This is a genomic window from Sphingomonas sp. Leaf9 (assembly GCF_001421355.1).
Taxonomy (GTDB): Bacteria; Pseudomonadota; Alphaproteobacteria; order Sphingomonadales; family Sphingomonadaceae; genus Sphingomonas.
On the sequence record NZ_LMKC01000005.1, the window covers coordinates 314,378 to 327,167 of the forward strand.

A 12,790-nucleotide genomic window follows, 5' to 3' on the forward strand; every position below is an offset into this window, starting at 1 on the left:
CGTCCTGCTGCGTCACGCCGCGTCCGGCGCCGTACCTCCGACCCTATCGCCCGCGCCGTAAACAAGATGTTTATAAGGGCAGTCGGAGGCGACGATTTCAGCTGAGCAGCAGTCCGGCCAGCGCCGCCGACATCAGGTTCGCCAGGCTGCCCGCGATCAGCGCGCGGATACCGAGCTTCGCGATCATCGGCCGCTGGTTGGGCGCGAGGCTGCCGGTCACCGCCATCTGGATCGCGATCGACGAGAAATTGGCGAAGCCGCACAGTGCGAAGGTGATGATCGCGATCGTCCGGGTCGACAGCTGCGCGCCGGCTTCACCGAGCGAGATGTATGCGACGAATTCGTTCAGCACGACCTTCTGCCCGAACAGCCCGCCAGCGATCCCCGCCTCGTTCCACGGCACGTTCAGCAGGTACATGACGGGCGCAAAGACATAGCCGAGCAGCCGCTGGAAGCTGAGGTCGGCGACCCCGAACCAGTTGCCGATCCCGCCGAGCAGCCCGTTGGCCAGCGCCACCAGCGCGACGAACGCCAGCACCATCGCGCCGACCGCCACCGCCAGCTTGACGCCGGTCTGCGCGCCCTGCGCCGCCGCCATGATGAGGTTTGCCGGGCGTTCCTCGTCATGCGTCGCCTCGGCCAGCGCGATTGCCTCCGCTTCGCGGTCGTCGCCCAGCGGCAGTTCGCCCGCCGGCGGCTCGGGCGTGTCGGGCATGATGATCTTGGCCATCAGGATGCCGCCCGGCGCCGCCATGAAGCTGGCCGCCAGCAGGAAATCGATGCGGATGCCCATCGAGGCATAGGCCGCGAGGATCGTGCCCGCGACACCCGCCATGCCGCTGGTCATCACCGTGAACAGCTGTGCCGGGGTCAGGCCCGCCAGATAGGGACGGATGACCAGCGGCGACTCGCTCTGCCCGACGAAGATGTTGGCGGCGGCGCACAGCGATTCGACCTTGCTGACGCCGATCACCTTTTCGATGCCGCCGCCGATCCAGCGCACGACCAGCTGCATGATCCCCAGATAATAGAGGATCGACACCAGCGAGGCGAAGAAGATGATGACCGGCAGCGCGGCGATGGCGAAGCTCTGCCCGCCGATGTCCGGCCGGGCGAGCGGCCCGAACAGGAACGAGGTGCCGGCATTGGCATAGGCCAGCAGGTTGGCGACACCGCCCGACAGGAACCCCAGCACGCCCTTGCCCCACGGCGTATAGAGCACCAGCACCGCGATCCCGACCTGCAGCGCGAACGCCGCGCCGACGACGCGCAGCCGGATGGCGCGGCGGTTGGTCGACAATGCGACGGCAATCCCCAGAATCACGATGATGCCGGCGATGCCGACCAGAAAACGAGTCATGTTGAACGCTTACCCTGCCCCGCCGCCCGCCCCGGACGGCCCAAACCGTCGTGACATGCCATGCCGCCGCCCGTGACGCCAGCGGCGACAAACGCTTTTGCCATTGCGGATTTTCGGGACTAGCAAGGGCCATGACGACACCCGCACCGCCTGCGCCCGCGACGATCACCATTCCCCGCGCGCTGTTCATCTTCTCGATCTTCTATGGCGGCATGGTCTGCATCGCCGGCGTGCTGGGCAACAAGCAGGTCGCGATCGGCCCGCTGGCGGTGGAGGCGGGCATCTTCGCCTTCCTGCTGCTGGTCGTGGTGTCGAGCGCCATCGCCGAACTCTATGGGCCGGGGCGGGCCAAGCATCTGGTGTGGTTCGGCTTCGTACCGCTCATCACGTCGATGGTCCTGTCGTGGATCGTCTGGGCGCTTCCGGCATCCGCCGACATGCTGCCGGTGAACCGCGATGCCATCCAGGTCATCCTTGGCGCGACATGGCGCATCTGGGGCGCGGGGATCATCGCCTATGGCGTGTCGCAGACGCTCAACGTCACGATCTTCGGCTGGCTGAAACGCGGATCGGGCAAGCTGCTGTGGCTGCGCGCCGCCATCGCCAGCGTGCTGTCGCAGATCGTCGATACGCTGATCTTCGTGACGGTCGCCTTCTACGGCGTCTTTCCGATCGGGCAGCTGGTGGTCGGGCAGATGCTGACCAAGGTCATCCTGTCGATCGTGCTGGTCCCGCCGCTCATCTATGCGTTCGTCGGGCTGGGGCGGCGGCTGGATCGGGGCAGGTAACAGCATACTACCCATGCCGCCCCTCCGGCGCTAAAGCGCGGCCATGACCAACGCTCCCGATCCGAAGATGCTCGCCAAGGCGGAAACGCTGACCGAGGCGCTGCCCTATCTGCAACGCTATGCCGGTCGCACCTTCGTGGTGAAATATGGCGGGCACGCGATGGGCGATCCCGAGCTGGCGCGCGATTTCGCCGAGGATGTCGTGCTGCTGAAGCAGGTCGGGATCAACCCGGTCGTCGTCCATGGCGGCGGCCCGCAGATCGGCGCGATGCTCAAGCGCCTCGGCGTCGAATCGCGTTTCGTCGATGGCCTGCGCGTCACCGACGCCGCAACGGCCGAGGTTGCCGAGATGGTGCTGGCGGGCAAGATCAACAAGGAAATCGTCGCGTGGATCGCGGCGGCCGGCGGCAAGGCAGTCGGCATTTCGGGCAAGGACGCGCGCCTCGTCACCGCCGAAAAGGTCGGGCGCAGCGAACCCGACCGGGCGCAGGGGATCGAACGCCATGTCGACCTGGGCTTCGTCGGCACGCCGGTCGCGGTCGATCCGACGATCCTGCACAGCCTGGCGCGCGACGGCTTCATTCCCGTGGTCGCCCCGGTCGCGCTGGGCGCGGATGGCGAAACCTACAACATCAACGCCGACACCATGGCCGGGTCGATCGCCGGCGCGATGGGCGCGTCGCGCTTCTTCCTGCTGACCGATGTCGCAGGCGTGCTCGACAAGACCGGCGAGCTGCTGACCGACCTCGACGCCACGCGCATCGCCGAGTTGAAGGCCGACGGCACGATCAAGGGCGGCATGATCCCGAAGGTCGAGACGTGCGTGGCGGCGGTCGCGCAGGGCGTCGACGCGGCGGTCATCCTCGACGGGCGGGTGCCGCACGCCATGCTGCTCGAAATCTTTACCGAACAGGGCGCAGGCACGCTCGTCCACGCCTGAGGGTTGGACGGGGGCGGCAGCATCCCTATAGTCGCTGCCTGTTGCACGAAAGGCTGATGCGTTGAACGTCCTGCTCGATATTATCCAGGTGCTGCTGAACGTCCTGTGGTGGATCATCGTCGCCCAGGCGATCCTGTCGATCCTGATCGCGTTCAACGTCATCAACACCCACAACGACTTCATCCGCTCGCTCTATCGCGGGCTGATGACCGTGACGGAGCCGGTCTATCGCCCGATCCGGCGCATCCTGCCCGATTTCGGCGCGCTAGATTTCGCGCCGTTCGTGGTGCTGGTGCTGATTGGCATCCTGCAGGGGATCATCCTGCCGGCGATCTATCGCGCGACCGTCGCGACGTTCATCTAAGGTTTGGTCGACGCGCAGCGATACCTGCTGAGTTTCGTCATTCCCGCGAAGGCGAGAATCCATAGCCGCCGCCATCTCGGCTGAATCGGCACGGCTGGCGCATATGGACTCCCGCCTGCGCGAGAGTGACGATCGGGATGGACCGGTCGTGCTGTATCCGGTGAACGAAGTACCGATCGAACCCTAAGCCTTGGTCGGGCTGACGAACACATCCTCAATCGCCAGCTCGAACAGCTCGGCGATGCGAAAAGCGAGCGGCAGCGACGGGTCGTAGCGGCCGGTTTCGATCGCGTTGACGCTCTGGCGCGACACCTCCAACCGCTCGGCCAGATGCTGCTGCGACCAGCCCCGCTCGGCGCGCAGGTTTTTCAGGTGGTTGTTCATTCGGCCGGGTTCGTCAGCCGGGCGTGGAGCGCCATCGCACACTGGCTGATCCCCATCGCCCCGCACCAGAAGGGGAATACGAGGAACGTCGGCGGATGCCCGACCACGCCGTTATTTTCCAGAAACCCCCAGATCGTCGTCGCGGCGAGCAGCAACCCGGTCCCGCCCAGCATCGCCATCACCAGCCGGTTGCGGATGAACTCGTCGCGCTCCTCGCGCAGATACATGCCCATCACGACGATGACGCCGACCAGCGGGATCGCGGGCAGCACCGACATCAGCCCCAGCGTCGCCCCGCCGATCGACCCGTGGCGTTGCGCCGCGCTGACCCCGATCAGGATCACGGCGTAGGAAACCATGAGCGGCATGAACCGCTGCAGGTAACGTCGTTGCGCCAGATTGCGTCGATCCATGTCAGCGTCCTCCACAGTTTGTGAAGGACGCTTTACATGACAAGCTCGCTTTACGTCAAGCGTCCTTTACCGCGTCGGCACCGGCTCCGCGCCCGAATAGTCATAGAAGCCGCGCTTGACCTTGCGCCCATACCAGCCGGCCTCGACATATTTCACCAGCAGCGGCGCGGGGCGGAACTTGGGGTCGCCGGTCCCTTCGAATAGGACGCGGGTGATCTCCAGACAGGTGTCCAGTCCGATGAAATCGGCCAGCGTGAACGGCCCCATCGGATGATTCAGCCCCAGCGTGCACGCCGCATCGATATCGGGGATGGTCGCCACGCCCTCGCCCAGCGCGAAGCATGCCTCGTTCAGCATCGGCATCAGCACGCGGTTGACGATGAAGCCCGGCGCGTCATTGGCATGGACGATCCGCTTGTTCAGGCTCTGGCCGAACGCCTCGACCGCCGCGACCGTCGCGTCGCTGGTGGCAAGGCCGCGGATCAGTTCGATCAGGCCCATCACCGGCACCGGGTTGAAGAAATGCACCCCCATGAAGCGTGCCGGATCGGGTGCCGCCTGCGCCAGCCGCGTGATCGGGATCGACGAGGTGTTGCTGGCGAGGATCGCGGTGTCGGACAGCGCCTTGCCGACGGTTTCGAAGATCTGGCGCTTGATCGCTTCCCGTTCGGTCGCCGCCTCGATCACCAGGTCGCACGGGGCCATCGCCGCCAGGTCGCCGACCGGCGTGATCCGCGCCAACGCCGCATCGGCATCGCCCTGCGTGATCTTTTCCTTCGATACCGCCCGCGCCAGTTGTTTCGCGATGCCGTCCTTGCCGCCCTGTGCGCGGTCGACCGACACGTCGGACAGCAGCACGGCATAGCCGGCCTGTGCCGACACCTGTGCGATGCCCGCCCCCATCTGGCCTGCGCCGATCACGCCAATCGTCTTCATCGTTCGTCCTCTCGATAAACTGCCGTTTCCCGGCTCGAACGCGGCAATAGCGACTTTCGATCATGGGTGCATGCCGGTATCGCACGCGCATGCGCCGTATCCTGCCCCTCGCCCTGCCGCTGACGCTCCTCGCCTGCAACGGCGGCTCGGAGCCGCCCGCGCCCCGGCCCAGCGCATCGCCGACGCCCTCGCCCACCGCCACCACCGACACCGCGACCCCGCCCCGCCCGCTGCCGCTCACAAAATTCGGTAACTGGGCGGCCGGATGCGATAATCGCGGGACGTGCCAGGCGGGATCGCTGATGCCGGAGGACGGCGACGCCCCCGCCCTTACCCTGTCGATCGAGCGCGCCGCCGGCCCCGACGCCCCGGTCGCGATCCGGCTGCGCAGCCAGGCGACGATCGCACTGCCGCTGACCGCGCAGGTCGATGGCGAAGCGGTCGCGCGTGGCGGCACGCAACAGGATGACGCGATCACGCTGACCGGCGCACCCGCGATGGCGCTCGCCGCAAAGCTGGCGGCGGGCAAGACGCTGACCCTGATCGATGCCAAGGGGCAGCGCGTCGCGCCCCTGTCGCTGCCCGGTGCGTCGGCGGCGCTGCGCTGGATCGACGACCGGCAGGGGCGCGTCGGCACCACCGGCGCGATCGTGGCGCGCGGCACCAACCCCGACACCCGCCCCGCCCCACCGGTCCCGGTCGTGCGCGCCGCGACGATCCGGGGCGAGGCGGCGTTGCTCGACCCGCTGCTCATCACCAGCATGCGCAAACAGGCCGAATGCGATAGCGGCGACCTGCCCGATGTCACCACCAAGACACTGGATGGCCCGCGCACGCTGGCGATCGTGCCCTGTGCCGAAGGGGCCTATAATATCCTGTCCGCGCTGTTCGTGATCGAGCGGGGCGCGGCGGTGCCGGCATCGTTCGACACGCCGGTCGCCGGGGATTCCGATGGCGATCTGGTCTATAACGCGACGTTCGACGACGGCATTCTCGACACCTTCGCCAAGGGACGGGGCTTGGGCGATTGCGGCGTGACACAGCGCTATGCGTGGGACGGCACGCGCTTTCGCCTGGTCGAGCAACGGGTGATGGACGAATGTCGCGGCAATCCCGACTTCATCCGGACGTGGACGGCGCGGGTAATCCGCTAATGTGGTTCCGTCACCCCGGACTTGATCCGGGGTGACGTAGGGTTCTATCGCGCGCGCCGCAGTACCGCGACCACCGGATAATGGTCCGACGGAAACACATCGCCGCGCCGCGTATCGATCACCGTCACCGATACCGGCGCAAAGCCCTTCGTAAAAATCCAGTCGATCCGCCGGTCGGGCTTACCGGTAAAGCCGTGGAACGTCGCCGCCGGCCCGCTGCGCCGATCGGTCGCGGTCCACGCATCGGTCAGGTCCTGCGCCAGCCGGCGATGGGTCGGGCTGTCGGGCACGGTATTAAAATCGCCGGTCAGCACGACCGGCAGGTCGCCTGCGATCTCCGGTATCCGTGCCGCCAGCAGCGCCGCGCCCTTTTCGCGCGCCGCCTCATCCTCCGCGCGATAGGGCAGGTGCGTGTTGAACAGCGCAAACCGCTTGCCGTCACGCTCGCGAAAAACGGCCCAGGTGACCATGCGCGGATAGGGATGGCCCCAACTGTAGCTGCCCGGCACCGCCGGCGTATCCGACAGCCAGAAATTGCCCCAGCGCTCCACCTGCAACCGATCGGCGCGGTAGAAGACGCCCATATGCTCGTCCCCGGCCCGCCCGGTGCCACTGCGCCCGACGCCGATCCAGCGATAGCGCGGCAGGCGCGCGACCAGATCGTCGCCCTGGGCGCGGAACAGCTCCTGCGTTCCGATCACGTCGGGGGCCGCCCGCCGGATCGTCGCGGCGGTCAGGTCGCGGCGCAATTCCCAGCGGTTCGCGCCATCACCCTCGGCGGGCAGGCGGATGTTGAGGCTCATGACGGTCAGGTCGCGGGCCAGCGCCGGCACCGCCGCCGCCAGCGCCGCGATCGTCAGCAGGAACCGGATCACGGCGCGATCGGCATCTTTCGCGCTTCGGCAAGGATCACGCAGAACGCACCATCGCCGCCGCACCATTGCTGCAACGGGGTCCACCCGCCGCTGCGCAACAGCAGCCGCGCATCGCGGTCGCCATATTTGTGGCTGTTCTCGGTATGGATCGTCTCGCCGTCATGCAGCGCGAACGATCGTCCATCGACCGAGAATTCCACGTCACGGGTGGCACGCAGATGCATCTCGATCCGCGCGGCATCATCGTTCCAGCGCGCTTCGTGCACGAAAGCATCGACCGGCACCGTCCCGGCCAGCTCGCGGTTGATCCGGTCGAGCAGGTTCAGGTTGAACGCCGCCGTCACGCCCGCCGCATCGTCATAGGCGGCGACCAGCGTGCCCTCGTCCTTGATCCGGTCGATCCCGATCAGCAGCATCGCCCCCTCGCCCAGCCAGTCGCGCATCGCGCGCAGCAGCGTGCCCGCCGCCAGCGGCTCCATGTTGCCGATGGTCGATCCGGGGAAGAAGCCGAGCTTGGGCAGGTCGGCCACTTCGGCCGGCAGCGGCACCGGATGCATGAAGTCCGCTTCGACCGGCAGCACCGGCAGTCCAGGGAATTGCGCAGCCAGCACCGCCGACGACGACCGCAGGAACTCGCCCGAAATGTCGATCGGGACATAAGCGGCGGGTTCGATGCAGTTGAGCAGGATCGGCGTCTTGACCGACGACCCCGATCCGAACTCGACCACCGCCACGCCTTCGCCGACCGCGCCGACCAGCTCGGGGCAGATCGTCTTCAGGATCGCGGTCTCGGCGCGGGTCGGATAATATTCGGGCAGCGCGGTGATATCCTCGAACAGTTCCGACCCCTTGCGGTCATAGAACCAGCGCGCCGGAATCGCCTTTTGCGGGAGCGACAGCCCGGCCAGCACATCGGCGCGAAACGCAGGATCGGCACGGGTCGCCATCGGCACATCATCGCTCAGCAGCATCACAGATCCTTCGCAAGGCGGACGCCGGTGAATTGCCAGCGCTGGTGGGGGTAAAAGAAATTGCGGTAGCAGGCACGCGCATGGCCGCGCGGCGTGGCGCAGGAACTTCCACGCAGCACGAACTGGCCGCTCATGAACTTGCCGTTATATTCGCCGACCGCGCCGTCTGCGGTGCGGAACCCCGGATAGGGGCGGTACGCGCTGCCGGTCCATTGCCACACATCGCCGAAGAACGCCGGCCCGCCGGCGGACGGGCGCGGCTCGACCGCATGGGCATGGTCCAGCTGGTTGCCACCCGCCGGGTCGTGGGAGGCCGCGGCGGCTTCCCATTCGAACTCGGTCGGCAGGCGCGCGCCGGCCCAGCTGGCATAGGCGTCCGCCTCGAAGAAGCTGACATGCGTCACCGGCGCGGCAGGATCGATCGCGCGCCGCCCGTCGAGGCCGAAGCGGGTCCATGCCTCGCCGTCCCGCTCCCAATAGAGCGGCGCATGGATGCCGTTCGCCTGCACCCATGCCCAGCCATCGGCCAGCCACAACCGCGCGTCGCGATAGCCGCCGTCGGTAATGAAGGCGGCCCATTCGCCATTGGTGACGGTGCGGTCGGCGATGGCGTGCGGGTGGAGCAGCACGTCGTGGCGCGGCCCCTCGCAATCGAACGCGAAGCCCTGTCCGCCATGCCCGGCCTGCACGATGCCGCCGCCATGCTCGATCCAGCCGGTTGGCGGCGGCACGGCGACCGGGCGTTTCGGCTCGGGCGCGAACATCGCCGGCTCCAGCGGGTTCTCGCTGAAATGATGCAGGATATCGGTCAGCAGCAGTTCCTGATGCTGCTCTTCGTGGTTGCAGCCCAGCGCGACCAGTGCCTGCGCATCGGCCGAAAGCGTTGGCAGCGCGGACAACAGCGCCGCATCCACCGCCGCGCGATAGGCCCGCACTTCGTCGAGGCTGGGGCGGGTAATCATCCCCCGCCGGCCACGCGCATGGCGGCGGCCCTCGGCCTCGTAATAGCTGTTGAACAGGAACGGAAAGCGTTCGTCGTGGAGCGCATAGCCCGGCACATGATCGCGCAGGACAAAGGTTTCGAAGAACCAGGTCGTATGCGCCAGATGCCATTTGGCCGGCGACGCATCGTCCATCGACTGCACGGTGGCATCGGCATCCGACAGCGGCTGGGCCAGCGCGTCGGTCAGCGATCGAACGGCGTGATAGCGACGGGCGAGCGGATGGTATGGCCGGTCGGCCGGTGTCGCTCGCATGCTCGTAGCTCCCCTAGGGTGCCGGGCGTGCTCCGCCCGGTACCCACAGAACGTCTCCGCCGGCGCTTTGGTTCACAAGTCGCGCAAAAACGAACAGAAAATCCGACAGCCGGTTCAAATAGCCAAGCAGATGCGGGTTGAGCGCCGCGTCGTGCGACGCCGCCACCGCCGACCGCTCCGCCCGCCGTACGATCGCGCGCGCCAGATGCAACGCGGCGGCCGCCGCCGAACCGCCGGGCAGGATGAAGCTGGTGAGCGGCGACAGGCCGGCATTGGCCCGGTCGATCGCATTTTCCAGCGCGGTCACCTGTTCGGCCACGATGCGCAGCGCGCCGTCGATGGCGGGCGGGGTGGCCAGATCGGCACCCAGGTCGAACAGGTCGTTCTGGATCGTCAGCAGCGTCGCGGCATCGGGATGGTCGCCCAGCGCGGCGATCGCGACGCCCAGCGCCGAATTGGCCTCGTCCACATCGCCGATCGCTTGCATCACGGCGGCGTCCTTCGCCACGCGCGATCCGTCGACCAGCCCGGTGGTCCCGCCGTCCCCGGTGCGGGTATAGATTTTCGTCAGCTTGACCATGAAACGATCAGGTCCGCCCGGCGAGGAACAGCAGCAGGACGACGATCAGGATCGCGATCGCCTGGAACAGCACGCGCGCCTGCATCATCTTGTTCGATTTGATGGCGTGTTCGCTCGGCCCCTCGCCGCGCACCTCCGCGCTGCCCTGCGCAAGGAACGACACGATGCCGCGCACCAGCGCGACGACGACCGCGATCATCGCCGCGATCAGCAACAGGACCAGGAAAGTGTTCATTCGTCGAAGCTAAGCCTTCGCCAGCATAAAGCCAATGGGCAGTCGTCCGCTCCGCAGATCATCGGCGAACCCGCGCCCGTCGACGCCGCCGTCCCGCAGCGCCGCCAGCGTCGGCGCGCCGTTGCGCTTGGCCAGCCGCTGCCCATCCGGCCCCAGCAGCAGCGGATGATGCCGCCACACCGGGACGGGCAGGTCGAGCAGCGCCTGCAACAGCCGATGGACATGGGTCGCGGTGAACAGATCGATGCCGCGCACGACATGGGTCACCCCCTGCACGGCATCGTCGATGGTCACCGCCAGGTGATAGCTGGTCCCGGCATCCTTGCGCGCCAGCACCACATCGCCCTGTGCCAGCGGATCGGCCGCCACCGTGCCCGCCAGTTCATCGGTCCACACCAGCGGCCCGGCCAGCGCCACCGCGCGTGCCATATCGATCCGCCACGCATGCGGCGCACCCAGCCGTGCCGCCGCGACCGCCGGCGGGATCGACCGACAGGTGCCGGGATAGACCGCACCGTCCACGCCATGCGGCGCCGACGCACTCGCCGCGAGTTCGCGGGCGATATCGGCGCGGGTGCAGAAGCAGGGATAGACCAGCCCGGCCGCGCGCAACCGGTCGAGCGCGGCGGCATATAGCGGCATCCGCTGCGACTGGAACACGACCTCCCCGTCCCAATCCAGCCCCAGCCAGCGCAGGTCGGCCAGGATGCCCGCGACATGCTCGGGTCGGCTGCGTGCCCCGTCGATATCCTCGATCCTCAGCAGGAATCGCCCGCCCCCTGCCCGCGCCCGATCATGCGCCGCGATCGCCGCCACCGCGTGCCCCGCGTGCAGCGCACCCGTCGGGCTGGGCGCGAAACGGGTGACGACCGCGCCGGTTTGACTTTGGGTATCGCGCCGTGCTGTCATGTCCGCGTCATCGTTGCCGATCATATCGGCGGCGACGTTTACGCGAGGGGGACTTCATGTACCATCCCGATCGCCTCCGCCATCCCGATGGCTGCCCCGCGCTGGTGCTCAACGCGGACTATACGCCGTTGAGCTATTATCCGCTCAGCGTATGGCCATGGCAGACGGCGGTAAAGGCCGTGTTTCTCGACCGGGTCGACATCGTCGCCCAATATGACCGCGAAGTGTGCAGCCCGACCGCGCGGATCAAGCTGCCCTCGGTCATCGCGCTCAAGCAATATGTGCGGCCGTCGGAATTTCCGGCCTTTACCCGCTTCAACCTGTTCCTGCGCGACCGGTTCAGCTGCCAATATTGCGGCGCGACCCACGACCTGACCTTCGATCACGTGGTGCCCCGCGCACAGGGGGGCCGGACGACATGGGAAAACGTCGCCACCGCCTGTGCGCCGTGCAACCTGCGCAAAGGGGGCCGGACGCCGAAACAGGCGGCGATGCCGCTCCATGTCCAGCCGATCCGCCCGACCAGCTGGCAATTGCAGGAACAGGGCCGCCGCTTCCCGCCCAACCACCTGCACGAAACGTGGCACGACTGGCTGTACTGGGATGTCGAGCTGGACGCTTGACCTTCGTCAGCGTTACCCGGCTGCGCATCCGATCGGTGCGCTTCGTGCCGGCGTTCCTGATCGACACATGGCTAAGTGCACGACAGGTGCAGCGGGCAGGCGGCTATCTCGGCGGGCAGGTGCTGGCCGATCGTCGCCACGCCTATTGGACGATGACGGTGTGGGACGATGCGGCAGCGATGCGCGCCTATATGACCGCCGGACCGCACCGCCGCGCCATGCCCAAACTGATGCGCTGGTGCGATCAGGCAAGCATCGTGCACTGGCTACAGGACGATGCGACCCTGCCCGACTGGTCCGAAGCCGATCGCCGGATGCGCGGCGAGGGGCGCGTATCGAAGGTGCATCGTCCGGCGAACGGCCATGATCCGATGACCTTTCCGTCCCCGCGCGTCACTGCTGGCGTTCGCCTGCCGCCACATTCCACGTCACCCCGGACTTGATCCGGGGTCCCGCTTCTTCTTGACGGCCGGAAGGAGCGTCACCCCGGGTCAAGCCCGGGGTGACGCGACAGAGCCTCGCGCCCTACCCGCCCTTCGACGTCAGCGGCGGGGTCTGCTGGTGCTGGACCACCGTCCACACGCCATGCTCGATCCAGCGATAGGTCGAGGTGCAGTAGGCGATGTACGCCTCGCCGCCCTTGTGCGCCTCCGCCTTGTACGCGACGACGATCAGCCCCTCCTGCGGGCGGGCGACCTGCCGCTCGGTCAGCGACACCTGCTCCCAGCGCGGCGTGTCCTTCACCGCGTCGATCGCCTGTCGCCCGGTGAATACGAACGGCGGAGTCGGCAGCACCATCAGGCACGCGTCGTCGACCGATTCCTCGTAATGGGCCGCATCGGCGGTCCACAGGCTTTCCTCGAAATTCCAGATGCGATCGTCGTCCACGGCGATTCTCCTGTCGTTGCGGGCGTTTAGCGTTCAGGCGTCGCGGGGGTTCCGGCCATCGTCCGCCCCGCACCCTCGCCCCGCCGCAAGTTCGCTTGCCGAGGCTGTGTCAGA

17 protein-coding genes are annotated in these 12,790 nt (G+C 67.4%); 6 read left to right on the top strand and 11 right to left on the bottom strand.

The window, feature by feature from the left end; translation table 11 throughout:
- Positions 1-97 precede the first annotated feature (97 nt).
- Positions 98-1,360 (bottom strand): NupC/NupG family nucleoside CNT transporter, encoded by a 1,263-nt coding sequence (locus ASE58_RS15235; RefSeq protein ID WP_055762512.1) that lies wholly within the window; start codon positions 1,358-1,360, stop codon positions 98-100.
- A gap of 131 nt (positions 1,361-1,491) precedes the next feature.
- On the opposite strand from ASE58_RS15235, the gene ASE58_RS15240 reads away from it, so the two are divergent.
- The 3 genes from ASE58_RS15240 to ASE58_RS15250 all read left to right on the top strand — a co-directional run bounded on the left by ASE58_RS15240 (position 1,492) and on the right by ASE58_RS15250 (position 3,452).
- Positions 1,492-2,148, top strand: coding sequence for a queuosine precursor transporter (locus tag ASE58_RS15240; RefSeq protein WP_055823115.1), 657 nt, complete (start codon positions 1,492-1,494; stop codon positions 2,146-2,148).
- 43 nt (positions 2,149-2,191) lie between these two features.
- Positions 2,192-3,088, top strand: a complete 897-nt coding sequence (gene argB / locus ASE58_RS15245) for an acetylglutamate kinase (protein ID WP_055762517.1) — start codon at positions 2,192-2,194, stop codon at positions 3,086-3,088.
- Between the two features lie 61 nt (positions 3,089-3,149).
- Complete coding sequence (locus ASE58_RS15250; RefSeq protein WP_055762520.1) at positions 3,150-3,452, top strand: YggT family protein; 303 nt, start codon at positions 3,150-3,152, stop codon at positions 3,450-3,452.
- A gap of 183 nt (positions 3,453-3,635) precedes the next feature.
- Here the strand turns inward: ASE58_RS15250 and ASE58_RS15255 are convergent, their stop codons facing one another.
- From ASE58_RS15255 to ASE58_RS15265, 3 genes are all read right to left on the bottom strand, one after another.
- A complete protein-coding gene (locus ASE58_RS15255; RefSeq protein WP_055762523.1) occupies positions 3,636-3,836 on the bottom strand; it encodes a helix-turn-helix transcriptional regulator in 201 nt (66 codons plus the stop codon).
- Positions 3,833-4,249 carry a hypothetical protein gene (locus tag ASE58_RS15260; RefSeq protein WP_055823118.1) on the bottom strand — a complete coding sequence of 139 codons (417 nt, stop codon included), beginning with the start codon at positions 4,247-4,249 and terminating at the stop codon, positions 3,833-3,835. Before ASE58_RS15260 ends, ASE58_RS15255 begins: the two co-directional genes overlap by 4 nt.
- A 66-nt stretch (positions 4,250-4,315) precedes the next feature.
- Positions 4,316-5,185, bottom strand: a complete 870-nt coding sequence (locus ASE58_RS15265; RefSeq protein ID WP_055823120.1) for a 3-hydroxyacyl-CoA dehydrogenase NAD-binding domain-containing protein — start codon at positions 5,183-5,185, stop codon at positions 4,316-4,318.
- Between the two features lie 89 nt (positions 5,186-5,274).
- Between ASE58_RS15265 and ASE58_RS15270 the strand changes: the two genes are divergently transcribed.
- Positions 5,275-6,339: a DUF1176 domain-containing protein gene (locus ASE58_RS15270; protein WP_055823122.1), complete on the top strand. Its 1,065-nt coding sequence runs from the start codon at positions 5,275-5,277 to the stop codon at positions 6,337-6,339.
- Positions 6,340-6,383: 44 nt separating this feature from the next.
- Here the strand turns inward: ASE58_RS15270 and ASE58_RS15275 are convergent, their stop codons facing one another.
- From ASE58_RS15275 to gluQRS, 6 genes are read right to left on the bottom strand one after another with little or no spacing between them, the layout of a single operon-like run.
- Positions 6,384-7,214, bottom strand: coding sequence for an endonuclease/exonuclease/phosphatase family protein (locus ASE58_RS15275; RefSeq protein WP_055823125.1), 831 nt, complete (start codon positions 7,212-7,214; stop codon positions 6,384-6,386).
- Positions 7,211-8,185 (bottom strand): L-histidine N(alpha)-methyltransferase, encoded by a 975-nt coding sequence (gene egtD / locus ASE58_RS15280; RefSeq protein WP_156347761.1) that lies wholly within the window; start codon positions 8,183-8,185, stop codon positions 7,211-7,213. The genes ASE58_RS15275 and egtD overlap by 4 nt, the downstream gene beginning before the upstream one ends.
- Positions 8,185-9,441, bottom strand: coding sequence for an ergothioneine biosynthesis protein EgtB (egtB, locus tag ASE58_RS15285; RefSeq protein ID WP_055823128.1), 1,257 nt, complete (start codon positions 9,439-9,441; stop codon positions 8,185-8,187). The genes egtD and egtB overlap by 1 nt, the downstream gene beginning before the upstream one ends.
- Before the next feature lie 13 nt (positions 9,442-9,454).
- Positions 9,455-10,021 carry a cob(I)yrinic acid a,c-diamide adenosyltransferase gene (locus ASE58_RS15290; protein WP_055762540.1) on the bottom strand — a complete coding sequence of 189 codons (567 nt, stop codon included), beginning with the start codon at positions 10,019-10,021 and terminating at the stop codon, positions 9,455-9,457.
- Between the two features lie 7 nt (positions 10,022-10,028).
- Positions 10,029-10,256 carry a twin transmembrane helix small protein gene (locus ASE58_RS15295; RefSeq protein ID WP_055762543.1) on the bottom strand — a complete coding sequence of 76 codons (228 nt, stop codon included), beginning with the start codon at positions 10,254-10,256 and terminating at the stop codon, positions 10,029-10,031.
- A 9-nt stretch (positions 10,257-10,265) separates the two neighbouring features.
- Positions 10,266-11,165: a tRNA glutamyl-Q(34) synthetase GluQRS gene (gene gluQRS, locus ASE58_RS15300; RefSeq protein ID WP_055762957.1), complete on the bottom strand. Its 900-nt coding sequence runs from the start codon at positions 11,163-11,165 to the stop codon at positions 10,266-10,268.
- Positions 11,166-11,221: 56 nt separating this feature from the next.
- On the opposite strand from gluQRS, the gene ASE58_RS15305 reads away from it, so the two are divergent.
- Positions 11,222-11,788 (top strand): HNH endonuclease, encoded by a 567-nt coding sequence (locus ASE58_RS15305; protein WP_055762546.1) that lies wholly within the window; start codon positions 11,222-11,224, stop codon positions 11,786-11,788.
- Entirely contained in the window at positions 11,785-12,231 is a 447-nt protein-coding gene (locus tag ASE58_RS15310; RefSeq protein ID WP_055762548.1) for a DUF3291 domain-containing protein, read from the top strand. Before ASE58_RS15305 ends, ASE58_RS15310 begins: the two co-directional genes overlap by 4 nt.
- Before the next feature lie 82 nt (positions 12,232-12,313).
- Here the strand turns inward: ASE58_RS15310 and ASE58_RS15315 are convergent, their stop codons facing one another.
- Positions 12,314-12,676: a hypothetical protein gene (locus ASE58_RS15315; protein WP_055762551.1), complete on the bottom strand. Its 363-nt coding sequence runs from the start codon at positions 12,674-12,676 to the stop codon at positions 12,314-12,316.
- Between the last annotated feature and the right edge of the window lie 114 nt (positions 12,677-12,790).